Source organism: Peptoniphilus asaccharolyticus DSM 20463, assembly GCF_900176115.1.
Taxonomy (GTDB): domain Bacteria; phylum Bacillota; class Clostridia; order Tissierellales; family Peptoniphilaceae; genus Peptoniphilus; species Peptoniphilus asaccharolyticus.
The window spans coordinates 244,948-268,305 of the sequence record NZ_FWWR01000017.1; the positions used below are offsets into that span (position 1 = coordinate 244,948).

At 30.0% G+C, this 23,358-nt stretch carries 20 protein-coding genes and 1 CRISPR repeat array (1 of these 21 only partly in view); of the genes, 19 read left to right on the forward strand and 1 reads right to left on the reverse strand.

Features of this window, described 5'->3' with window-relative positions:
- Positions 1–146: 146 nt before the first annotated feature.
- The 6 genes from B8869_RS11170 to B8869_RS11195 all read left to right on the forward strand — a co-directional run bounded on the left by B8869_RS11170 (position 147) and on the right by B8869_RS11195 (position 6,412).
- A complete protein-coding gene (locus B8869_RS11170; RefSeq protein ID WP_084231672.1) occupies positions 147–1,295 on the forward strand; it encodes an ISL3 family transposase in 1,149 nt (382 codons plus the stop codon).
- Positions 1,296–1,577: 282 nt separating this feature from the next.
- Positions 1,578–2,822 carry an ABC transporter substrate-binding protein gene (locus B8869_RS11175; protein WP_084231673.1) on the forward strand — a complete coding sequence of 415 codons (1,245 nt, stop codon included), beginning with the start codon at positions 1,578–1,580 and terminating at the stop codon, positions 2,820–2,822.
- A 13-nt stretch (positions 2,823–2,835) separates the two neighbouring features.
- Positions 2,836–3,684, forward strand: coding sequence for an ABC transporter permease (locus B8869_RS11180; RefSeq protein ID WP_084231674.1), 849 nt, complete (start codon positions 2,836–2,838; stop codon positions 3,682–3,684).
- Between the two features lies 1 nt (position 3,685).
- Positions 3,686–4,495 (forward strand): ABC transporter permease, encoded by an 810-nt coding sequence (locus B8869_RS11185; RefSeq protein WP_084231675.1) that lies wholly within the window; start codon positions 3,686–3,688, stop codon positions 4,493–4,495.
- Entirely contained in the window at positions 4,488–5,501 is a 1,014-nt protein-coding gene (locus B8869_RS11190; RefSeq protein WP_084231676.1) for an ABC transporter ATP-binding protein, read from the forward strand. The genes B8869_RS11185 and B8869_RS11190 overlap by 8 nt, the downstream gene beginning before the upstream one ends.
- Before the next feature lie 14 nt (positions 5,502–5,515).
- On the forward strand, positions 5,516–6,412 hold the full coding sequence (locus B8869_RS11195; protein ID WP_084231677.1) for a nucleoside hydrolase: 897 nt from the start codon (positions 5,516–5,518) through the stop codon (positions 6,410–6,412).
- A 41-nt stretch (positions 6,413–6,453) separates the two neighbouring features.
- Here B8869_RS11195 and B8869_RS11200 read toward each other — a convergent pair whose 3' ends face one another.
- Entirely contained in the window at positions 6,454–7,029 is a 576-nt protein-coding gene (locus B8869_RS11200) for a xanthine phosphoribosyltransferase (RefSeq protein WP_084231678.1), read from the reverse strand.
- A 102-nt stretch (positions 7,030–7,131) separates the two neighbouring features.
- Here B8869_RS11200 and B8869_RS11205 point away from each other — a divergent pair, with 102 nt between their 5' ends.
- The 13 genes from B8869_RS11205 (at position 7,132) to cas2 (ending at position 18,581) form a co-directional block, all read left to right on the forward strand.
- Positions 7,132–7,653: a nitroreductase family protein gene (locus B8869_RS11205; RefSeq protein WP_084231679.1), complete on the forward strand. Its 522-nt coding sequence runs from the start codon at positions 7,132–7,134 to the stop codon at positions 7,651–7,653.
- A complete protein-coding gene (gene tsaE / locus B8869_RS11210; protein WP_084231680.1) occupies positions 7,631–8,083 on the forward strand; it encodes a tRNA (adenosine(37)-N6)-threonylcarbamoyltransferase complex ATPase subunit type 1 TsaE in 453 nt (150 codons plus the stop codon). Before B8869_RS11205 ends, tsaE begins: the two co-directional genes overlap by 23 nt.
- On the forward strand, positions 8,077–8,736 hold the full coding sequence (gene tsaB / locus B8869_RS11215) for a tRNA (adenosine(37)-N6)-threonylcarbamoyltransferase complex dimerization subunit type 1 TsaB (protein ID WP_084231681.1): 660 nt from the start codon (positions 8,077–8,079) through the stop codon (positions 8,734–8,736). The genes tsaE and tsaB overlap by 7 nt, the downstream gene beginning before the upstream one ends.
- The gene (gene rimI / locus B8869_RS11220) at positions 8,717–9,151 is read left to right on the forward strand and encodes a ribosomal protein S18-alanine N-acetyltransferase (protein WP_084231682.1); all 435 of its coding nucleotides are present in this window, start codon (positions 8,717–8,719) and stop codon (positions 9,149–9,151) included. The genes tsaB and rimI overlap by 20 nt, the downstream gene beginning before the upstream one ends.
- A 12-nt stretch (positions 9,152–9,163) precedes the next feature.
- The gene (tsaD, locus tag B8869_RS11225; RefSeq protein ID WP_084231683.1) at positions 9,164–10,162 is read left to right on the forward strand and encodes a tRNA (adenosine(37)-N6)-threonylcarbamoyltransferase complex transferase subunit TsaD; all 999 of its coding nucleotides are present in this window, start codon (positions 9,164–9,166) and stop codon (positions 10,160–10,162) included.
- 231 nt (positions 10,163–10,393) lie between these two features.
- Complete coding sequence (gene cas6 / locus B8869_RS11230; RefSeq protein ID WP_084231684.1) at positions 10,394–11,116, forward strand: CRISPR-associated endoribonuclease Cas6; 723 nt, start codon at positions 10,394–10,396, stop codon at positions 11,114–11,116.
- Positions 11,117–11,124: 8 nt separating this feature from the next.
- Positions 11,125–12,831: a type I-B CRISPR-associated protein Cas8b1/Cst1 gene (gene cas8a1, locus B8869_RS11235; protein WP_084231685.1), complete on the forward strand. Its 1,707-nt coding sequence runs from the start codon at positions 11,125–11,127 to the stop codon at positions 12,829–12,831.
- Positions 12,828–13,712 carry a type I-B CRISPR-associated protein Cas7/Cst2/DevR gene (gene cas7i / locus B8869_RS11240; protein ID WP_084231686.1) on the forward strand — a complete coding sequence of 295 codons (885 nt, stop codon included), beginning with the start codon at positions 12,828–12,830 and terminating at the stop codon, positions 13,710–13,712. Before cas8a1 ends, cas7i begins: the two co-directional genes overlap by 4 nt.
- The gene (gene cas5 / locus B8869_RS11245; RefSeq protein WP_084231687.1) at positions 13,699–14,493 is read left to right on the forward strand and encodes a CRISPR-associated protein Cas5; all 795 of its coding nucleotides are present in this window, start codon (positions 13,699–13,701) and stop codon (positions 14,491–14,493) included. The genes cas7i and cas5 overlap by 14 nt, the downstream gene beginning before the upstream one ends.
- A gap of 11 nt (positions 14,494–14,504) precedes the next feature.
- Positions 14,505–16,796, forward strand: coding sequence for a CRISPR-associated helicase/endonuclease Cas3 (locus B8869_RS11250; protein WP_084231688.1), 2,292 nt, complete (start codon positions 14,505–14,507; stop codon positions 16,794–16,796).
- A gap of 11 nt (positions 16,797–16,807) precedes the next feature.
- Positions 16,808–17,299: a CRISPR-associated protein Cas4 gene (gene cas4, locus B8869_RS11255; RefSeq protein ID WP_084231689.1), complete on the forward strand. Its 492-nt coding sequence runs from the start codon at positions 16,808–16,810 to the stop codon at positions 17,297–17,299.
- Positions 17,300–17,308: 9 nt separating this feature from the next.
- On the forward strand, positions 17,309–18,301 hold the full coding sequence (cas1b, locus tag B8869_RS11260) for a type I-B CRISPR-associated endonuclease Cas1b (protein ID WP_084231690.1): 993 nt from the start codon (positions 17,309–17,311) through the stop codon (positions 18,299–18,301).
- 1 nt (position 18,302) lies between these two features.
- The gene (cas2, locus tag B8869_RS11265; RefSeq protein ID WP_084231691.1) at positions 18,303–18,581 is read left to right on the forward strand and encodes a CRISPR-associated endonuclease Cas2; all 279 of its coding nucleotides are present in this window, start codon (positions 18,303–18,305) and stop codon (positions 18,579–18,581) included.
- 187 nt (positions 18,582–18,768) lie between these two features.
- A CRISPR array of direct repeats spans positions 18,769–23,358; the repeat unit is 30 nt; unit sequence GTTTCAATAGAATCAAAGTGAAATGTAAAT; it runs 4,752 nt beyond the window's last position.

Consider the following 23,358-nt stretch of genomic DNA (forward strand, 5'->3'; position numbering starts at 1 on the left):
CATTTGATTTGACAATTCGTCTGCAAAAAAATTGCACTTATACGCTTTTAGTCCTAAACTTTAAGTAACCAACAACAAAGCTTGGAGGTGCATATAAGTGCAAAATAATAATATCATGAATTTGTTTGGTTTTAAAGATGTAGTTTTTGTATAGTGTTGATGAGAGTAATAATTTTGTTAATGTTCACGCTTCTGTTTCTAAGATGTCTATTTGTCCTCATTGTGGTTCTAAAAAGATTTGGGTTCATGATCATAGAATTCAAAAGATTAGGGATACTCACATCCGAGGTAAGAAATCTTTGATTTTCTTAAAGAAAACTAGATATGATTGTAAGTCTTGTGGTTCTCGTTTTGAGAGGAATCTTGATTTTATTGCCAAAGGTCATACTATGACCAATAGACTTGTTTTTGCTATTGTTTCTGAGTTTGATGAGCTTTATTCTATATCTTCTATTGCTAATAGGTATAATGTTTCATCAAACACAGTATTAAGAATTTTAAATTGTTTAAGTGCTTCTAGAGATAGGCTATCAGAAGTATTATGTATAGACGAATTTAAAGGTGATAGTGGAAATATTAAGTATCAGACTTCTCTTCTTGATGGATCTAAACACTCTATCATAGATATCTTACCATCAAGAGATAAGAATACATTGTATGGGTACTTTGAAAAGATACCAAACAAAGAAAGAAACGAAGTAAAATTTTTTGTAAGTGATATGTCTAAAACATTTAAATCAGTTAAGAAATCATTCTTTAAAAACGCAATACATATCATAGATAGGTACCACTTCATAAGACAAGTATCCTGGGCATTAGAAAATGTTAGAAAGAGAATACAAAAGGATGTATCATCAAAGCTTAGGAAATATTTTAAAAGAAGTAAGAGTTTAATTACAAAACCTGCCTCTAAGCTAACTTCAGAACAAGCTAATGAAGTATCACTTATGATTGAACTTAACAAGGAATTAAAAGAAGCATACAAGTTAAAAGAATTGTTCTACTGTGTGCCCTGTGGGTACCAGTATGTACTTAGTCAGCCAAACAAAACTAGAGCTAAAAAAGCTTTAAGAGAATGGATAAAAAGAGCAGATGAATCAAAATTAAAAGAATTTAAATCTTGTATCACTTCTTTTAATAACTGGTTTGAAGAAATATGTAATTCATTTGATTACTCTTGGTCAAATGGACCTCTTGAAGGAACTCATACAAAGATAAAAACATTAAAAAGAAATTGTTTTGGTATTAGAAATTTTGACTTGTTTAGAAAAAGAATTATGTTTTCATGTAAGTAGAGATTAGGAAAACGGGAAAATTTGCAAAACCCCTAGGGGTTTTATTTGCTATGCTTATTTTTAGTTGTTTTTTGCTATTTTAGTTTTGATATCTTTATTAGCGTCTATGTGCCCATTTTTACATAAAGAAAGAGACTCGAGTTAACGAGTCTCCCCAATATTTGACATAGAGCCTCTATAATTGTTACACTTATTTTTATGTCCAAATATTTGTAATTCATTTAAAAGTATAGTTATGATAAACTAAATGATAGGAAATATTTTTATTAAATAGGAGGATGTATGAAAAAGTTTTTAAAAGTCTGTTTGATTTTTGCTTTTGTATTATCTTTGGTAGCTTGTACGGCAAAAGAAGAGAAAAAAGCAGAAGATGTAAAAAAAGATGAAGTGTTGAGCTTAAACTTTGAAGACTACTTAGAAAAGTCTAAGGGCACAGAGGTTACGTTCTATGGTTGGGGTGGTTCAGACCAAACCAATGATTGGATAGACCACTATTTAGCTGATAAATTGAAATCAGAATATAACATAACACTTAAGAGAACAGGTATGAATATCGATGAAATACTTAATAATCTTCAAAACAGTGTTCAAGCAAATGAAGAAAAGGGAAATATCGATGTCATATGGATTAATGGTGAGAACTTCTATACAGCAATGGAGGGTAATTTGCTCTTTGGACCATTTGTAAATAAACTTCCAAACTTTGAAAAGTATGTAGATACAGAATCCGAAGATATTAAGTATGACTTTGGATATGAGACTAAAGGTTTTGAAGCTCCTTATGGCAAGGCGCAAGTAGTAATGATTTACAATTCGGATAAATTAAGTCCAATTACAAGTGCGGATGAATTTTTAGAAGCTGCTAAGGCAAATCCAGGTAAGTTGACTTATCCAGCACCACCAGATTTTACAGGTTCAGCGTTCGTTAGAAATATTGTATATGAAAAAGTTGGATATGAAAAATTAAAGGATATAGATCCTAAGGATAAAGAGGCTGTAAGAGAAGCTATGAAGCCAGCTCTTGAATATCTAAAAGAATTAAAGCCTTATTTATGGCAAGAAGGAAAAACATACCCTGCAGATTCAACTCAATTAGATAATATGTTTGCAGATGGAACAGTTTATTTTGATGTAAGCTACAATACAAACTTTGCTTCTAATATGGTTGATAAGGGAGTATTTGCACAGTCAACTAGAACATCAGTATTTGATAAAGGCACAATAGGCAACACCCATTTCCTAGCTATAGCAAAGAACGCACCTAACAAAGAAGGGGCAATGGTAGTTATAAATGAGATATTAAATTTTGAATCTCAAATGGAAAAATATAAACCTGAAGTTTGGGGAGATCTGCCAGTAATAGACAACTCAAAACTTTCAGAAGAAGAAAAAACAGCAATAGCAGGTGTGAAACTAGGTGTTGCAACAATAGCCCAAGATGAACTTATTTCAAAGAGACAACCTGAGTTACCAGCTGCAATGGTACCAGTGATCGAAGAAATATGGGCGGAAGAAATACCTAACTAAATAGGATAGGATAATGAATAAAAGATTAAGACCATACTTGGAAGTTATGCCAATTGTATTTCTTTTATTATTCATATTGATTATGGGAATATTCGGGGCTTTGATACAAAGCTTCGGATATTTTCCTATTATTGGATTAAAAGAATTTACAGTGAAATACTACATTCAAGTGTTTAAATCAGAAATATTTTTAAACAGTTTAATATATACAGTCTACACAACGCTTATATCATCTGTACTATCTGTTTGTATGGGCGTTATAATAGCAAGAATACTATTTAAAACTAAAATGAAAATAGAATTCTTTTATAAAATACCAATAATTATACCGCACATAACAGTGGTGCTTTTTGCTATTACATTTCTATCAGACACAGGTATTTTTTCAAGAATAGCTTATTTAATAGGCATAGAAAATTCACAGCAAATTTTTTCAAAAGTATTATTTAATAAAAATGGACTCGGAGTGATACTGTCTTATGTATGGAAGCAGACTCCCTATGTGATGTTAAGTATACTCACAGTATTAAAAAGAATGAATAGTAGCTATGAGGACGTTGCAGTCAACTTGGGGGCTAGTAGATTTTATACCTTTAGAAAAGTTACTTTACCTATGTTATTGCCTACAATACTATCTACATTCACGATAATATTTGCATTTTCATTTGGGGCTTATGAGATACCAATGCTACTCGGAGCGACCAAACCACGTGCACTACCTGTGCAAGCATTTATAGAGTATCAAAACCCAAACTTGTTAAATAGACCTTATGCTATGGCAATGAATATAGTGATAATTATATTTTGTGTGGGTTCTGTAATGCTCTTTAATTCAATTATTAGACGATTGGTGGAGAAATAATATGCATAAGAGATTTTTAGGGTGCAGATTGATTTTATGGTTGACTGTGATAGCTATAGTGCTCCCAATTTTTATTTTGATAGTCTGGTCGTTTACGAACAACTATATGTGGCCAAATATCTTTCCAAGCAGTTACGGTCTTAGAGGCTGGAAGTATGTTTTTCAAAATTCAAATAGAGTTTTAAATGCCTTAAGAAATAGTTTTATTATCTCAATGTTCACTACTGTTATAACTCTGATTATATCTATACCTTGTGCAAGAGCTTTGGCATTTGAAGAATTTAAGGGGAAAAAATTGGTTGAAGTATTAGTTCTTTCACCATTAGTTATACCGTCGGTTTCGATAGGCATGGGACTTAATATACAGTTTATAAAATTGGGGTTGGCACGTACATTCACAGGTATAGTGCTCGTGAGTATAGTGCCGTGCATACCGTATGCTGTGAGAATGATTGAGGAAGTATTTAGGATAGTGGGCCAAGAGCATTTCAAACAAGCCAAGGTATTAGGGGCAGATAATATATATATATTCAAGAAAATAGTGGTGCCTCTACTACTTCCGGGCATACTGTCATCTGGTATGATGTGCTATATAATTTCATTCAGCCAATATTTTTTGGCATATTTAATAGGGGGAGGCAAGATAATAACCTTCACTATGGAGATGTTTCCATTTATACAGTCTGGAGATAGAATGATGGGTTCTGTTTATGGAATAATATTTATATTTAGTACTATGTTTTTTTTAATAGCTATGGAGTTAATAATAAAGTATTTTTATAAAAAGGAAATAGAGGATTATTATGTATAGGAATGATGAGACTAAGTTGAGATTGAGTAAAATCGTTAAGAAATATGGGGAAAAAACAGTATTAAAAAGTTTGTCATTAGAAGTTAAATTAGGTGAGAAGCTTAGCATACTTGGGCCATCAGGTTGTGGCAAGAGCACTCTTTTAAATATAATGGCGGGGTTGATAGATGAGTTTGACGGCAATATATTTTTAAATCAGGAAGATATAACTACAAAGCCTGCTAATAAGAGAAATATTGTGATAGTTAGCCAAGATAATTTTTTGTTTCCACATATGAATGTGTATGAGAATATAGCTTTCCCGATGCGAGTTAGAAAGTTTGAAGAGGTTGAAATTAAAGTAAGAGTTATAGAACTTTTAAACGAGATAGGACTAAATGGATATGAAAATAAGAAGGTAAATAAATTATCCGGTGGAGAAAAGCAAAGGATAGCTCTTGCAAGAGCGCTAGCTGCAGAGCCGGAAATTCTATTGTTGGATGAAGCATATTCAAGTTTAGATACAAATCTAAGACATAAGATGAGAGAGCTTACCATATCATTACACAACAAACACAATATAACCACAATTTTGGTAACACATGACAAAGAAGAAGCTATGATGTTTAGCGATAGAATATGCGTAATGCTACAAGGCGAAGTAAAGCAAATAGACGAGCCACAAACCGTCTATAACATTCCAAGTTGTATAGAGGTGGCTAAGTTCTTAATGAGCGATAACTATGTAGGGCTAAAAGAAGCAATTGAAATTGGAGTTATAGATAGCAAAGATATTAGTGATTTTAAAGAAGAAAGTTCATTTTTAATTAAGCCAGAGGATATAGAATTAGGCTACTATAGAGATGGTGTTAAAGCAAAGGTAATAGACAAAAAATATTCAATAGGCAAGATAAAATATCAAGTTGAAATAAAGGGTTTTAGGTTGATCGTAGACTACTACAGACGAAATGAATTTGAAGTTGGAGACGAAGTTAGCATAAGAATTAAGCACTATGTAGTTTATTGATTGGAGAGTTATAAATGAAAAAAGTTATATTCGATTGTGATAATACCATGGGAATAGATAATCGTGATATAGATGATGGATTGGCTCTAGTATATTTGCTAAATAATGATGAAGTAGATTTAAAGGGCATAACTTGTACTTATGGGAATGATAGCTTAGAAAAAGTGTTTAAGCAAACCACAGAGCTTTGTAGAAGATTGCACATAGATGTTCCTGTATTAAAGGGCAATGGTAGTTTAGATATGCTAGATTATGTGGAATGTAAGTTTGAGACAGAAGAAAGTGAAGATTATTTATCGAATAAAGCTGCAAGATATATTGTAGAAATGGTAAATGAATCTCCAAATGAAATATCTATATTGGCTACGGGGTCTCTCCAAAATATATATGATGTTTGGAAAATTGATAACAGCATAGCAGATAAGATAAGAGAGATTGTGGTGATGGGTGGAATTACATCGGATTTATATTTTGACGGAAAAGTTATGAAAGAATTAAATTTTTCTGTTTGTAGCCAAGCTGCTCATTGTGTGATAAATGAATTTAAAAATTTGACAATACTCACTGGCAACAACTGTCTGGATATTGAGTTTACTCATGAGGATTTAGATAAGATAGAAAAAATAGGACAAGTAAAAAATAAGTTTATATACGATAAGATAATCAAGTGGATGAATGAATTTAAAGAGATGTATAATTATGATTCGATAGTTTTATGGGATGTTATAGCAGCCATATATTTGACTGATAAAAATTTATTTGAAGATAATTATGTAGATATAATTTCTACAGAAAAAGATTTGCTAAATGGAAGATTAGTTTTAGGAGAGAATGGGAAAAATACAAATTTGCCAGTGGCTAAGAATGCAAGCTTAATAAACCAAAAACTTATAGATACCGTATTTAAATAAAAAATCAGACTACTCAATGTAATCTGATTTTTTTAAGTATTTTATTTTCTAAATGTAAATTCTCCATTATCGATACTTTCGATAATAGCAAGAGATAGTAGGTCGTGTCCAGCATCTCTTATAATTTGTCCACCTTCTTGGAATCCTTTTTCTACCGCTACAGAAATTCCTTCAACTTTAGCTCCACTTTGTTCTGCAATAGATACTAAACCTTTAAGTGCGTTACCTTCAGCTAAAAAGTCGTCGATTAGAAGCAATTTGTCATCTTCATTTAAAAACTTTTTAGATACTGTAACGGTATATTCTTTATCAGTAGTGAAAGATTGAACTTTTGATTCATAAAGGTCGCCACCGATATTTTTTGTCTTTTGTTTCTTTGCAAAAACAACTGGCAAATAGCCGAATTTTTCTGAAACTACAGTAGCTAAAGCTATACCTGAAGCTTCGATTGTTAGAATTTTATTAATTCCTCTGTCTTTAAAATGGTTGTAAATTTCTTCACCTAGTTCGGATAAAAACTTTATATCAAGTTGGTGATTTAAAAAAGAATCAACCTTTATGATATTTGTTCCAAGTATATATCCATCTTTTTCAATTCTATCTTCTAATAGTTTCATTCAATCCTCCTAAAGTTATATTATTACAGAAAATTGGTTATTTTAAAAGAGGTTTAATAACATTTATAATATTTCTGTTATAATAATTTAAGGGAGGTAGGTATGTTTAAAGACTTAGTAGAGAAGAGAAGATCTATTAGAAAATATACAGAAGAGCCATTAAAAGATAGCGAAATACAAGATTTGATTTTGGCAGGACTAAAAGCCCCAACTGCAAAGAACTTAGATACAGTTGAGCTCATAGTGGTTGAAAATGAAAAGACACTCGAAGAGCTCTCTGAGTTTAGAGAAACAGCGGCTAAGCATTTAAAATATGCAAAGTGTGCAATTGCTGTAATATCGAATATAGAAGTTTCGCCAGATCACAATAGGCAAGACGCCTGCATAGCAGCTTCTTTTATATTGCTACAAGCTGAAGATTTAGATATAGGAGCTTGTTGGGTGAATGTATATAATAAATTCGACAAGAATGGAAAACCTGCCGATGAAAGAATAAGAGAAATACTAAACATTCCAAGTAAGTATAATGTGGAATGTGTTATTGCATTAGGATATAAGGCTGAAGAGCCTAAAGATAAAAAGGAAAAGAATTTTAAAGAAGATGTGCACTACGAAAAATATTAAATTAAATACATTGATAGATACAGAAAAGTTTGGAGAAAGCTTAGGTAAGATGCTAAGAGCTGGAGATGTGGTTTGTTTAAACGGTGAACTTGGAGTGGGAAAGACAACCCTAACGAAGAGCATAGCTAAGGGAATGGGAATAGAAGACTATATAACATCTCCGACATTTAATATAATAAATGAATATTATGGAGACCTTAACCTTTATCATTTCGACACATATCGTTTAGAAAATGTAGAAGAAGTTTCATACTTAGGATTTGATGAGTATTTTTATGGAGAAGGAGTCTGCGTGATAGAATGGGCAGACAGGATTAAAAGTTTTTTACCGGAAGAATACTTGGAGATAAACATTAGAGAAGATAGAACAGCACAATTAAAAGCTGTTGGAGAGCATTTTGAAGAAATATTGGAGAAGATAGAATGTTGACACTTGGAATAGATACATCAACCATGACAGCAACTGTCGGACTTTCAGACGGTCAAAAGGAAATAGTATCTTATGAAATTACAGAAGGAGTATTTAACTCAGAAGAACTTACAGATATGATAGAAGATATGTTTTCTCATGTTAAATACACAATCAAGGACGTTGAATTATTTGCGGTAGGAGTTGGACCGGGCTCATTTACAGGCACGAGAATTGCGGTTACAATGGCAAGGACTTTTTCACAAATTTTAAAGAAACCAATAGTGGGCGTATCTTCATTGAGAGCTATGAGCATGATTGATTCAAAAGAAGATGTATTGGTACTTGTTGATGCAAAGAGAAAGAGAGCTTATTACGGACTTTATTCTAGAAATGGAGAAGAAGTTATAATGGAAGATGGAATTAAAAATATAGATGAGATTCTTGAAACTATGGATAAGCCATTTAAAATAACAGGGACAGGCACTAAAGTTTTTGAAGAAAAATTAAATTCAGATAATATAATCAATAGAAATATAAGAGGAGTTAACATAGCTAAGCTTGGAGAAATGATTTACAAGGAAAGAGGAGCAGATAACTTAGAGGAAGTATTGCCAAATTATTTAGCAGTTTCTCAGGCAGAAGCTCAGTTTAATGAAAAACATGGACTTTAATATACGCAGAGCTAATTTTGAAGATTTAGATGGCATTCACAACGTTGAATCAAAATCATTCAGTGACCCATGGTCGAAAAGTCTTTTTAAAGTTGCATTGACAGATCCACTCACAGAGATATGGGTTGCAGAAACAGAAAAAATTGTAGGATTTATGATTTATTCTAAGTTGTTTGAAGTTAGCCTAGATAATATAGCAGTTTTAAAAGAGTGTAGAGGAAATGGAATAGGCAATAAATTATTAGAAAGACTTATGGAGTTTTCTAAAGAAAATGAAATAACCTTGGAAGTTGAGCACGATAACGAACCTGCAAAGAGTATATATGAAAAATTTGGATTTAAAATAGAGGGCATGAGACAGGATTACTATGGCAAAGGTCGACATGCGTATATAATGTGGAAAAGAAGTATTTAGTGGAGGAAGATAATGAACGTATTGGGAATTGAAAGTTCATGCGATGAAACATCAGTTGCCGTTGTAAAAGATGGCAGAGAGGTTTATTCTAATATCATTTCATCTCAAATAGCAACTCATCAAAAATTTGGTGGAGTTGTACCAGAAGTTGCTTCAAGAAAGCATGTAGAAGCATTTAATGGAGTACTTGAAACAGCTATGAAAGAGAGTGGACTTGAGTTTTCAGATATAGATTTAGTTGTTGGAACTAGGGGGCCGGGGCTTGTAGGCGCTCTTTTAGTAGGATTGTCAGGAGCTAAGGCAGTAGCTTACTCTTTGGGAGTCCCATTTGTTGGAGTAAATCATATGTTTGGACATGTGTGTGCAAATTATATAGCGCATAAAGATTTAAAACCACCATTTATTGGACTTATAGTTTCAGGAGGACATACATATCTTGTAAAAGTAAAAGATTTTGTGGACTTTGAATTGGTAGGAAGAACTCGTGACGATGCGGTTGGGGAAGCATTTGATAAAGTTGCAAGGAAGATGGGAATAGGATACCCAGGTGGGCCTATAATAGATAAACTTGCAAAAGAAGGAAAAGATGTATTAGATTTTCCAAGAGTAATGTTGGAAGAAGACAGCTATGATTTTTCATTTAGTGGTCTTAAGACAGCAGTAATAAATTATCTACATCAATGCGAACAGAAAAACGAAGAGTATAAAACAGAAGATGTAGCGGCATCATTCCAAGCTGCAGTTATAGATGTGTTGGTAGAGAAAGCTTTCAGACTTACTAAAGAAGAAAACATGGATAAAATAGTATTGGCCGGTGGAGTTGCTGCCAACGCAGGTTTGAGAAATGCACTTGAAAAAAGAGGAGAAGAAGAAGGAGTAAAAATATATTACCCTGATCTTAAACTCTGCACAGATAATGCAGCTATGATAGCATCAGCTGGATACTTCACCTATCTTTCAGGTGATTATGACAAAAAAGCATATGCAATGCCTAATTTAGGTTTGAAATAAGGAGAGTTGAAAGACTCTCTTTTTTATGCAAAGCAACCAAGAAGTTTGAATGGATAATTTCAATTTGATTCTATTTTAAATTTTTCTTTTGCAAATAAAGTAATTTACATTTCACTTTGAATTTATTTACAATTTATTATAACATAAATTGTCTTCCAAATAAAGTAAGGTTGACAAAAACGTTTGCCAAGAATATTATTATGGTAACAAGTAATAAAGGAGGTAGAATGAATGAGATTTAAGATAGATTTGCTTTTAAATAAAGATGAGATACTTAAAGATAAAAATCGTATCTTTATATCTTTATTTAAAACTATACTATTGGAATCGGATGAACAAACTTATCATGAGCTTTATGATAAGGGGAAAACGGAAAGAAAAGATTTCACATTCTCTATAAATATGCCAAAGTGCAAATTTAATAGAGAAACGATCAGTATTCCTGAAAAAAAGATTAGCTTGTTTTTTTCAGCTGCTGATTTGAAATTGGGAATAGCATTTTATAATGCCTTTATTAGAGCGAAAGGAAAAGTCATAAAGTATAAGGACTTAGAATTAAAAATAGTGAATATAGCACTTCATAAAGAAGTAGTATTCACTACTAATTCGACAGTATTTAGAACTAGTTCTCCAATTGTAATAAGAGAACATAACAAAGATACCAATAAAGACTGGTACTATGATCTATCAACAGAGGAGGGATATAAGCTATTTATTGAGAGTTTAAAGAATCAAGTACTATTGGATTTGCCTGGGAGTGAATATGATTTGAATGAATTTAAGGTTGAAGTAATTTCAAATAAGACAGTAAAAGTGAAGCATTATGGAATAGAAGTGCTTTCGAATTTGGCAACTTTTAAAGTTACTGCAAAACCTTACATATTAAGTTACATGTTAAATGCAGGGGTTGGAAGTTTTAAAAGTGCAGGTTTCGGGATGCTTACAGTAGTGTAGGAGGAGGTATGAGCAAGAATATTGAGTTAAAAGTATCTGATTGGATCTATAACGTAGGTTTATTAGGCCTATACAATATATTGGAATATAAAGATGAATTTGTTGAAGTAAAGAAAGATGGAATTAGCTTTGAACTCGAAGCTCTTGAAGGATTTGAAGAATATTATTTTAAATATTTGATTAAAAAATATTACAGTACATTGTCCATAAACAAGATAAATTCATTTGAAAATATTATCTCAAATTGGGAAGATGAAGATTTTAAAGTATTTGATGAAAAATCTTTAGAAACTCTTAATTTGCAAATAGAAAGCGTTAAAAAGTACATTACAAGCAATTCATACAAAAGTGCATATCAACTTATAGATAGTGAATTCAATCCACTAATTAAAGAAAAACAATTAAAGAAAATAAAATTGTCTAAAAAAGATACTATAGAAGGGAGACTAGAGGATATAAAAAATCAAGTTTCTATATTAAATGAAATTATAGAATATTTCAAAAGAAAGGATTCTATAAAATATATAGGAGCTAAAAATGTAATGTATACTTTAATTCGCAATGCTTGGGATAATGTGAGTATTTTAAATAGACAAAATAAAAATCCTGATATGTATGATGAAGTTGCAAATTATTTTGTGAAACCAGCGATTGAGTATTTAGACGGATATGAGAAAAGTAAAAATAAAGATAAATATTTATGTATGTCATGTGGTTCGAGGATTCCATCTTTGAATAACGATATTTGCTTTATAAGAGAATTAGGATTTGATACAAAGAAAAAAAATAGTCATGTATATGATTTTAATAATTATGTAGGAATATGTCCAATGTGTAAACTTGTGTACACGTGTATTCCAGCTGGATTTACTTATGCCTATAATAGGGGCTTGTTTGTAAATTATTCTAACAATTTTAAGAGCTTAATAGAAATAAATAATAATATCAAAGAGGATGTATTCAAAGAAACCAGTAAAAATACTTCAATCTATTATGCAATCCAAAAGAACATGGATGAAAAGTCAAATGAAGATATGAAGTATGAGTTATCAGATGTTCAAATAGTAAGATTTTTTAGAAATATTGATTCGGATCAGGTAAAGTATTCTTTCAATATTTTGAATAGACCAATTCAGAGAGTTATTAATGAGTGCTCAGGCAGTTTGAAATTTATCAGAGGGGCTTACTTTGAAGAAGGTAAGAAAAATGTATATGTTTATAATGAAGTAATGAACAATTTATTTAATAATCAAAATGATTTTTTAATTATTCATAAAATGCTTCATTATAAGATATCAAATCCAGATAAAACTAGGTATAGCAGTGAACATATTCAAAATGTCATTAGAATTAACAATAGTTATTTGAGGGAGGTTGGATATATGAATGACAAGAGTAATGGAAAATATTTATATTTTTCCAGGGTATCAGGAGAGAATTTAAGAGCTTCATATAAAAAAATGGATGCTGTAGAAAAGTTGAACGGAATAGCATATAGAATGTTGAATGCACTAAAAACCTCTAATAAGCATGCATTCATGGATACTTTGATTAAGGCGAGTATGTATGCAAATGAAGCAATAGATGATATATTTTCAAATACTATGGAAGATGATTTGAAGTTTAAAAATGCAGGATATTCATTTATAACGGGAATGTTAGGAAAACAAAACAATTCAAAGAACGATTCTGAAGATAATGGAGGAGAAATATGAATAATCAATTAAATCCAAAGGGATTAACTTTAACTATCATTTTTGAAGCTGAAAGTGCGAATTATGGCGAATCTGTAGGTAATGTGGCTTCACTTAAAAAAGTAGCAAGAAATAAAGGTGAACAATTTACGTATATTTCCAGACAAGCTCTCAGATACAACATAGTAGAGCAATTAGCTGAACCTATGGCAGATGTTAAAGAAGAAGGGAAAGGTGACAAAAAAGTTATTCAATTTTCTAAAGATGCAACTATAGATAAGTATCCTGAGATAGATTTTTTTGGTTATTTAAAAACTGAATCTGGAACAGGAGGAAAGAAAAGATCGGCAAAAGTAAGATTATCAAATGCAATTTCTCTAGAAACATTTAAAGGGGATTTAGACTTTTTAACAAATAAGGGATTAGCAGACAGATTGTCTAAAAGTATGAACATTGCTCAAGCGGAAATACACAAGTCATTGTATAGATATACTATAACAGTTGATTTAGACCAAATAGGCATAGATAAAGTTTATAACATTGAGATAGAAAATACTGAAAAAGCAAGAAGAGTTGGTAAGTTACTAGATACAGTTGCTTTATTATATAGAGATATAAGAGGTAGAAGAGAAGATTTAAAACCTTTATTTGCTATAGGTGGTGTTTATGATATTAAAAATCCATTTTTCAGTAGTGTTGTAGAGGTGAATGATGGAAAGATTGAAGTAGAGGCTATAACAGATTTACTTTATGAAAATATAAAAGAACAAACACATTGTGCGATTGTTAAAGGGAAATTTATAAATGAAAATGAAGTTATTGAAAAGCTAAATGCTGTTAAGATGCCTGAATTTTTCTCAGCTATAAAAGAAGAGGTGAAGGATTATTATGAGAGCCATTAAGATGGTGGCTTTTCAAGATCTAGTAAACTATAGAAAACCAATGAGTTTCCAAATTAAAGAAAGTTATCCTTTGCCACCTTATTCTACAATTATAGGAATGGTACATAACTTGTGTAAATATGAATCGTATATTCCAATGAAAGTAAGTGTTCAAGGGAAATATGTATCTAAGACAAATGATTTATATACAAGATATGAATTTAACAATGGGACCAAATTTGAGAAAGGAAGACACAATATAAATGTTGATGGGTACGGTGTAGCACAAGGAATTTCTACAGCAGAGCTTTTATCACAAATGGAGCTTATTATTCATATAGTGCCAGAAGATCAAGAAATAGTACAAGAAATTTATAGTTCATTAAAAACTCCGTGGGAATATCCTTCTTTAGGTAGGAGAGAAGATTTATTAAATATCAAATCTGTTGAGATAGTGGACATAATCGAAAGGAAGCTTGAACGTGAAGAGTATTTAGAAAATGACTATTATGCTTATGTGCCACTGAAGTATATACATTATAACGGAGAGAGTTACGAAGAAAGTTTGTATAATTCTTTTGAAAATATATTGATAGAAGATTCAGCTTTTAGCACGATTCAAAGCGGAACTAAAATGTTAATTAACAAAGATTATTTTTTAGAAAACTATGGAACTAACAAGAATATAAAAAATATTAGGTTGTGGAATAAGGTTGAAGTTATATATACTTCAAAGATTATAGCAACTAACGAAGGTAAAAAATGCGAAGATAGTGAAGGACAATTTGTATTTTTAGCTTAAGGAGTAATATTATGAAAAAGCAATTTTTAGCAAAGTCTAAACCAATAGAAACGATTCAAGAACACACTGATAATTTGTTAAGACAATTAGAAAAACTAAAGGATATATATCCAGAAATAAATGTTAATTGGGCTTTGCTAGAAATTGCATGTATATATCACGACTTAGGCAAGATGAATGATTTTTTTCAATATAAGATTAGAAAAGAAAAATTCAAAGGACTAGAAAATGAAATTCCACATGGAATTCTTAGCGCTTGTTTTTTAGATATTGAAGAATTAAGTAAGAAATACTCTCCTGAAGAAATAAATATATTGTATGCAGCCGTTTATTTTCATCATCATAGGAGCAAAATTAAACTTGTAGATAAGACAGACATTAGTCTAGCATGTGCCAATTTAGAAAAATATAGAGATGAATTTGAATATGATAAGTTTAAATTCCCAAAAAATATTGCATTAAACAGTAAATATATGCAGTTATCTGACATAAGTGGAGAAACTGAATTGTATTATAAATATGTAATGCTCAAAGGATTATTAAATAAAATAGACTACTCTGCAAGTGCGTATATAGATTCTTCAAATAAATATTTGGATGTTGAATTAAAAAATGATTTTCTTGAAGAAGCATTATCTAATTTTATGCGTAAGTTGGCAATTAGCTTAGAAAAGATGAATAAAGAAACTCCAGATTGGAATGAACTTCAAAAATACATGATGAGTAATCAAGAAAAAAATTTAGTTGTAATTGCTCAAACTGGCATGGGAAAAACAGAAGCTGGTCTTTGGTGGATAGGTAATAATAAGGGATTCTTTACTTTACCTATAAGAACTGCAATAAACGCCATATACGATAGAGTAAAAAAAGAGCTATTAGATGGAGAGAATTTTGATAATAAAGTAGGGGTTTTACATTCAGGAACGAAAAGCATATATCTAGAAGAATTAGATAAAGGTGAGATAAATAATTTAGATGAATATTTTTCAAGTACAAGACAACTTTCTTTGCCGCTAACTATCTGCACACTGGATCAGTTGTTTACATTTGTATTTTTACATAGGAATTATGAGTCTAAGTTGGCAACACTATCTTATTCAAAAATTATCATTGATGAAATCCAGATGTATAGCGCTGATTTGGTTGCATATTTAATACGCGGTCTTAAGATGATTCAAGATGTTGGAGGAAAATATGCAATATTAACTGCTACATTTCCAGGATTTTTGAAAAAACTGATGGAGAAAGAAGGACTTAAATTTGAAATGCCTGAAAAGGAGTTTGTTGATGATAAGATTAGACATAGTGTTGCTATAGTAAGAGATCAGTTATATGCAGAAGATGTGATTGAGAAGTATGACAATAATAGAGTCTTGGTAATTTGTAATACCGTAAAAAAATGTCAGGAAGTATATCAAGATTTGGAAAATATTATAAAAAAAGACAACTTAAATATTCCATTGAATATGCTTCATGCAAAGTACATAAAGAAGGACAAAGAGTGTAAGACAAAAGATATATTAAAATTTGGCAAATTATTTCATGATGAAAGAATTCCTAACACTGACAAGGGAATTTGGATTACATCTTCAATAGCAGAAGCTTCTTTAGATATTGATTTTGATATATTACTAACAGAATTATCAGAAGTATCGGGTTTATTTCAAAGATTTGGAAGATGCTATAGAAAGAGAGAGTGGACTGGAGAAGGATATAACTGTTATGTTTATGATGGAGGAGATAAAAAAACTTCTGGAATAGGTAATATAATAGATAAAGAGATTTTTAATCTTTCTAAGAAGTATATTAGAGAGTTTTTTGAAAATAATCCAAGTACATTGAGTGAGAGAAATAAAATGAAGTTAGTTGAAGAAATACTTTCGATGGAAAATGTTAGGGACACAGATTATTATCAAAAAATTAAGAAGACAATAGAATACATTAAGAATTTATTCCATGCTGAATTATCAAAAGAAGAGGCACAAAAGAATTTTAGAAACATATTGTCTGAAACCATAATTCCTAAAGGGATTTATGAAGAGAATATTGTTGAAATCAATGAATATATAGAAAAATTAAAGTCAAACGATAGTAGCCAATATGAGAAGTTAAGAGCAAGGAATGAATTGCTAAACTACACACTTGATATAGAAACAAGAATCTTAAATAAGATGGATTATATGGAAATTGATATTAATAGATATGAAAAACTCAAAATAGTTGATTGTGATTATGACTTTAGCTTGGGATTCAGAATAAAAGAGAAAGAAGAAAAGTTGGAATTATACGATAATTTCTTTTAGAGGTGAATTAAATGAAGCGGGTTACAGGACTGATGGTTTACTACTATCATGTTTGTAAAAGAAAATTATGGTATTTTGCTCATGATTTAAACATGGAACAAAACAGTGAAATTGTCGGAATGGGAAAATTACTCGATGAGACATCGTATGACAGAGAGAAAAAACACATCTTAATAGATGAATCCATAAACATCGATTTTTTAAAAGATTGGAAAATTGTGCATGAAGTTAAAAAATCAAAAACAATAGAAGAAGCTTCTATATGGCAAACCAAATATTATATGATGATTTTACAGGAAAAAGGTTTAGAGGTAGAAAAAGGAATTATTGATTTTCCATTACTTAGGAGTAGAGAAATAATAGAATTAAGTAAAGAAGATATAACCTATTTAAGAAGAGTTATGGTAGACATAGATTTAATAATTAATTCTGAAAAAGCACCTAATTTAACAGAGAGAAAAATATGTTCAAAGTGTGCTTATTTTGAATATTGTTATATATGAGGTGATAATATGCAAAATGATTACTATATTTTTCAAAATGGTGAGATTAAAAGAAAAGATAATACTATTACAATTATTACCGAAGATAATATAAAAAAAGATATACCTATAGAAGTAATATCTAATTTATATATCTTTGGTGAAGAAACATTAACAACTAAATTTCTAAATCATGCTGCAAGTTATAATATTGCTATTCATTTCTTTAATTACTATGGATTTTATTCGGGTTCATTTTTACCAAGAACAAAAAATTTAAGTGGTTATACGCTTATAAGACAAGCTGAACATTTTATCTATCCAGATTGCAGGTTAAAACTTGCTAAAGAATTTATAGAGGCTGGTTCATTCAATATATATCGAAATTTAAGGTATTATAGAGAAAGAGGTATTGATTTAGATGAAGAAATTTCTGAAATAAAATTTTTGCGTACAAAAATTAATACAGTAGACAGTGTTGAAGAATTGATGGGGATAGAAGGTAATATACGAAAGTATTATTATTCAACATGGAATAAAATAATAAAGCAAGATATTAACTTTGAAAAAAGAGTTAAAAGACCCCCGGATAATATGATTAATTCCTTAATATCTTTTATAAACACATTGGTATATACTAGCGTTTTGTCAGAAATATACAAGACTCAATTAAATCCTACAATCAGTTATTTGCATGTACCAGGGGAAAAGAGATATTCATTATCTTTGGATATAGCTGAGATTTTTAAGCCTTTGATTGCTGACAGGATGATTTTTAAATTATTGAATAAAAATATAATTACAGAAAGTGATTTTGAAGAGGAGTCAAACTTTTTATATATAAAAGACAATGCTAGACTGAAAATTGTAAAAGAGTATGATGAACGCCTTAAGAAAACTATAAAGCACAAAGAATTGAACAAGAATGTGTCATATAGATACCTTATGAGACTAGAAGCATATAAACTTATAAAGCATTTTACAGGTGAAAAAGAATACAAAGGATTTAAAATATGGTGGTAATATGTATATAATCTTAGTTTATGATATTACTTTAGATGAAGGTGGAGCTAAAGTTTCACGAAATACTTTTAAGATTTGCAAAAAGTATCTTACACATATTCAAAAATCTGTTTTTGAAGGAGAACTTGGAGAACTGCAATATGTCAAATTACAAAAAGAACTTTCGAGAAATATAAGAAAAGATAGAGATTCAGTGATAGTATTTCATAGTAATAATTCAAAATGGTTGAAAAAAGACTTCTTAGGAGTAGTGGATGATGCAACATCTCAATTTATTTGATATGTCGATGTGGAATTATGTTATAATGTATAGGTATCGACAGTATATATAAATTGACTTAGATACTAGCGTTATAATATATATTGACAAAAATATATTGTAAAGATGACAATATTTTTTTATAAAATTATTCATCGACAAAATAGTACATTTAAAGCATTGTATTTACTACTGTAAATTTGTACGTGTTTCAATAGAATCAAAGTGAAATGTAAATGTTGAAGAAGAGGTAAACAAGAAATTAGAAAATGAGTTTCAATAGAATCAAAGTGAAATGTAAATTTTAAATTGCTTATTTCAATGCGTTTTTCAACATTTGTTTCAATAGAATCAAAGTGAAATGTAAATTCAAAGTTTTTTAGCTTAGATTTCGCAAAATTTACCGTTTCAATAGAATCAAAGTGAAATGTAAATGATTTCAAGATAGAAAAAGAGTATTATACCAATTCGGTTTCAATAGAATCAAAGTGAAATGTAAATCTTTAACCTCTCTGTCTACAAAGCTTTTTAAAAATCTTGGTTTCAATAGAATCAAAGTGAAATGTAAATAATGATACAGAAGCTGTGAATCTGTATCAAAGAGTTGTTTCAATAGAATCAAAGTGAAATGTAAATTGGATTATTCCTGCTGATTTGATTGATGTACAGCAGGGTTTCAATAGAATCAAAGTGAAATGTAAATTTCGAAGTCTTTTGTTAAATCCCAAGATGATAGATTTAGTTTCAATAGAATCAAAGTGAAATGTAAATTTGTGGCCATCTATTAAAGCGAGGTAATGTCTCTTATGTTTCAATAGAATCAAAGTGAAATGTAAATTCAGGAACTAGTGGCTCTTTTAAATAAGTTGCTGGACGTTTCAATAGAATCAAAGTGAAATGTAAATATTTTTATGACGAAGAAAGCGGAAAAGTAAAAATCGGTTTCAATAGAATCAAAGTGAAATGTAAATCGTTAAAATACAATTAAGGAGGTTTTTTTAATGAATTGTTTCAATAGAATCAAAGTGAAATGTAAATCTTTAACCTCTCTGTCTACAAAGCTTTTTAAAAATCTGTTTCAATAGAATCAAAGTGAAATGTAAATTCGTTCCAGACCTTAAAAACTCCTTACAGGCCTTGCTGGTTTCAATAGAATCAAAGTGAAATGTAAATACATAGTTTTTATGATTTTTAGCATTAGCTCCAGCATGTTTCAATAGAATCAAAGTGAAATGTAAATCGTTAAAATACAATTAAGGAGGTTTTTTTAATGAATTGTTTCAATAGAATCAAAGTGAAATGTAAATAGTTAATGGGTGCGAATTTTAAAAACAGCTCATTGTTAGTTTCAATAGAATCAAAGTGAAATGTAAATAGTTAATGGGTGCGAATTTTAAAAACAGCTCATTGTTAGTTTCAATAGAATCAAAGTGAAATGTAAATACGCTTTAGGAGAGAATACGCTATCTAGTGCATAGCTGTTTCAATAGAATCAAAGTGAAATGTAAATACAAGATAATTTTTCAAGATGGTTCGCAGACAGGTTGTTTCAATAGAATCAAAGTGAAATGTAAATCCCTAGTCTTTTTTGTTATATGAAATTTTATTTTTCTAGTTTCAATAGAATCAAAGTGAAATGTAAATCTTTCAATATGTTTATTAAATTCCTTTAATATGTTGTGTTTCAATAGAATCAAAGTGAAATGTAAATGTAAGTTTGAAATTGAATTCTTTCATAAATTAAGTTAAGTTTCAATAGAATCAAAGTGAAATGTAAATAAGATAAAGACTATAGCTGCTCCAAATATCGCACTTTTGTTTCAATAGAATCAAAGTGAAATGTAAATTCACATCAAGAGAAAGCTATTTCTATAGCTTGTAAAAGTTTCAATAGAATCAAAGTGAAATGTAAATAGCATCTTCACAAGAGATGAGTTGGCATTTGAAGAATGTTTCAATAGAATCAAAGTGAAATGTAAATCAAGTCGGGCAGTTTGTGTCAAACTCAACTTTTCTGTTGTTTCAATAGAATCAAAGTGAAATGTAAATTATAGAGCCATCAGGGTTGTTTATTGTTCGTGTTTTTAGTTTCAATAGAATCAAAGTGAAATGTAAATAACAAATTGAAATACTGTTGTTAAACCGTCCCAAATGTTTCAATAGAATCAAAGTGAAATGTAAATTCACATCAAGAGAAAGCTATTTCTATAGCTTGTAAAAGTTTCAATAGAATCAAAGTGAAATGTAAATAGCATCTTCACAAGAGATGAGTTGGCATTTGAAGAATGTTTCAATAGAATCAAAGTGAAATGTAAATCATTTCAAAATGACAGGAAGCTTCAGCTTGAATCCGTTTCAATAGAATCAAAGTGAAATGTAAATACTTGTCCAAGCTATGTTTTATTAGTGAATCTAAGTTTCAATAGAATCAAAGTGAAATGTAAATAAAGATCCTTGGGGAGTTTATATAAATGCACTAAAGGTTTCAATAGAATCAAAGTGAAATGTAAATAATAGATTTAATATTGGAAAATTTAATATAAGAAGTAGTTTCAATAGAATCAAAGTGAAATGTAAATATCTCTGTGTGTTGATATTTCGTCCCACTCTTTAGTTTCAATAGAATCAAAGTGAAATGTAAATTTTCATTTTTAGGAGGAACAGACATGGATTTAATGCGTTTCAATAGAATCAAAGTGAAATGTAAATTGGATATGTAGCAAGAATCTCTTCTCTAGTAGCTTGTTGTTTCAATAGAATCAAAGTGAAATGTAAATTATAGTTTCATTTTCTTTAAGCTGTATATATTCTTTTAGTTTCAATAGAATCAAAGTGAAATGTAAATTTCAAGATTTTGGTAAAATTGCATTTACAGACAGGCAGTTTCAATAGAATCAAAGTGAAATGTAAATCTTAGGGAGCTTCTAGCACATGCTAAGACAGCTTGTTTCAATAGAATCAAAGTGAAATGTAAATACGTAATATTGTTGCGGAATTATCAACGAATCAAAATGTTTCAATAGAATCAAAGTGAAATGTAAATAAGAGCACTGCTTCGCAACTATGCTCTTTTAAATAAGGTTTCAATAGAATCAAAGTGAAATGTAAATAAGCTTTTGATGCTTTCAGTTGAGCATCGCTTGTTCTGTTTCAATAGAATCAAAGTGAAATGTAAATAATTATTTATGAATTGTTCCATATTTTCACTCCTTTTCGTTTCAATAGAATCAAAGTGAAATGTAAATGTTGATGTATAATCACCACCGCCGGAGCTTGTTGTTTTGTTTCAATAGAATCAAAGTGAAATGTAAATTACATTGAAAAAAATGTATGGACATACGGGTTAAAGTTTCAATAGAATCAAAGTGAAATGTAAATAGCACAATTCCGTTTAATACGCTTTCAACACTCACTCCTGTTTCAATAGAATCAAAGTGAAATGTAAATACTCCGTTATCGCCGTATATGTTTGTTACTTCGCTAGTTTCAATAGAATCAAAGTGAAATGTAAATTCCGCTAATGCTTGTTTAGCTTGTTCTTGTGCTTGTTTTGTTTCAATAGAATCAAAGTGAAATGTAAATTCTTTTGCCCATAAAGTTTGACCTTTTGTCAGATATGAGTTTCAATAGAATCAAAGTGAAATGTAAATCTATAGCTAGTCTGCCAGTTTCTCAATTCAACACTTTGTTTCAATAGAATCAAAGTGAAATGTAAATTGGTATAGTTTCTCTTTCAATATCAACTTTAGCTGTTAGGTTTCAATAGAATCAAAGTGAAATGTAAATTGGTATAGTTTCTCTTTCAATATCAACTTTAGCTGTTAGGTTTCAATAGAATCAAAGTGAAATGTAAATAAAACTCAAGGTAAAAATAACGGGCATACAGTTATTGCGTTTCAATAGAATCAAAGTGAAATGTAAATATACCTAGTGAGGATATACAAAAGCTATTTGAATTTGTGTTTCAATAGAATCAAAGTGAAATGTAAATATCTCTGTGGGTTGATACTTCGTCCCACTCTTTACTTTGTTTCAATAGAATCAAAGTGAAATGTAAATCTATAGCTAGTCTGCCAGTTTCTCAATTCAACACTTTGTTTCAATAGAATCAAAGTGAAATGTAAATGAATCTACAATTGAACTTGGAAATCAGAAACAAGGTGTTTCAATAGAATCAAAGTGAAATGTAAATGGTTCAACAGCATAAACAATAACATCTTTAGTTATCTCCGTTTCAATAGAATCAAAGTGAAATGTAAATCTATTAAAAGATAGCACAAGTTGCGAACGTCTTAATTTGTTTCAATAGAATCAAAGTGAAATGTAAATAAGAGATTAGAACAAAATCAAGAGTATCTAAATATGTTTCAATAGAATCAAAGTGAAATGTAAATAAAAACAAGAGAAAACAGTTAAGTTAAAAAAATTAGAGTTTCAATAGAATCAAAGTGAAATGTAAATTTAAATATATTGTCATAGTTGATATTAGGTCGGCGATTGTTTCAATAGAATCAAAGTGAAATGTAAATTGAGTAGATGTTACCTTTTACAAAATCCACTATAAAGTTTCAATAGAATCAAAGTGAAATGTAAATCTATATATATTACCATTATTATCTACAGCTATAGCGTTTCAATAGAATCAAAGTGAAATGTAAATCGGAATAACTATTTTCTCGCCGTAGGTAACTTTACTGTTTCAATAGAATCAAAGTGAAATGTAAATCTCTTTTTTATTGCAATTTTATAACAAGGGGGTGAAGAGTTTCAATAGAATCAAAGTGAAATGTAAATACAG

Coding starts and splice junctions, on each gene's coding strand:
- B8869_RS11175 (WP_084231673.1), top strand. CDS start 1,578: ATGAAAAAGTTTTTAAAAGTCTGTTTGATTTTTGCTTTTGTATTATCT.
- B8869_RS11180 (WP_084231674.1), top strand. CDS start 2,836: ATGAATAAAAGATTAAGACCATACTTGGAAGTTATGCCAATTGTATTT.
- B8869_RS11185 (WP_084231675.1), top strand. CDS start 3,686: ATGCATAAGAGATTTTTAGGGTGCAGATTGATTTTATGGTTGACTGTG.
- B8869_RS11190 (WP_084231676.1), top strand. CDS start 4,488: ATGTATAGGAATGATGAGACTAAGTTGAGATTGAGTAAAATCGTTAAG.
- B8869_RS11195 (WP_084231677.1), top strand. CDS start 5,516: ATGAAAAAAGTTATATTCGATTGTGATAATACCATGGGAATAGATAAT.
- B8869_RS11200 (WP_084231678.1), bottom strand. CDS start 7,029: ATGAAACTATTAGAAGATAGAATTGAAAAAGATGGATATATACTTGGA.
- B8869_RS11205 (WP_084231679.1), top strand. CDS start 7,132: ATGTTTAAAGACTTAGTAGAGAAGAGAAGATCTATTAGAAAATATACA.
- tsaE (WP_084231680.1), top strand. CDS start 7,631: ATGTGCACTACGAAAAATATTAAATTAAATACATTGATAGATACAGAA.
- tsaB (WP_084231681.1), top strand. CDS start 8,077: ATGTTGACACTTGGAATAGATACATCAACCATGACAGCAACTGTCGGA.
- rimI (WP_084231682.1), top strand. CDS start 8,717: ATGAAAAACATGGACTTTAATATACGCAGAGCTAATTTTGAAGATTTA.
- tsaD (WP_084231683.1), top strand. CDS start 9,164: ATGAACGTATTGGGAATTGAAAGTTCATGCGATGAAACATCAGTTGCC.
- cas6 (WP_084231684.1), top strand. CDS start 10,394: ATGAGATTTAAGATAGATTTGCTTTTAAATAAAGATGAGATACTTAAA.
- cas8a1 (WP_084231685.1), top strand. CDS start 11,125: ATGAGCAAGAATATTGAGTTAAAAGTATCTGATTGGATCTATAACGTA.
- cas7i (WP_084231686.1), top strand. CDS start 12,828: ATGAATAATCAATTAAATCCAAAGGGATTAACTTTAACTATCATTTTT.
- cas5 (WP_084231687.1), top strand. CDS start 13,699: ATGAGAGCCATTAAGATGGTGGCTTTTCAAGATCTAGTAAACTATAGA.
- B8869_RS11250 (WP_084231688.1), top strand. CDS start 14,505: ATGAAAAAGCAATTTTTAGCAAAGTCTAAACCAATAGAAACGATTCAA.
- cas4 (WP_084231689.1), top strand. CDS start 16,808: ATGAAGCGGGTTACAGGACTGATGGTTTACTACTATCATGTTTGTAAA.
- cas1b (WP_084231690.1), top strand. CDS start 17,309: ATGCAAAATGATTACTATATTTTTCAAAATGGTGAGATTAAAAGAAAA.
- cas2 (WP_084231691.1), top strand. CDS start 18,303: ATGTATATAATCTTAGTTTATGATATTACTTTAGATGAAGGTGGAGCT.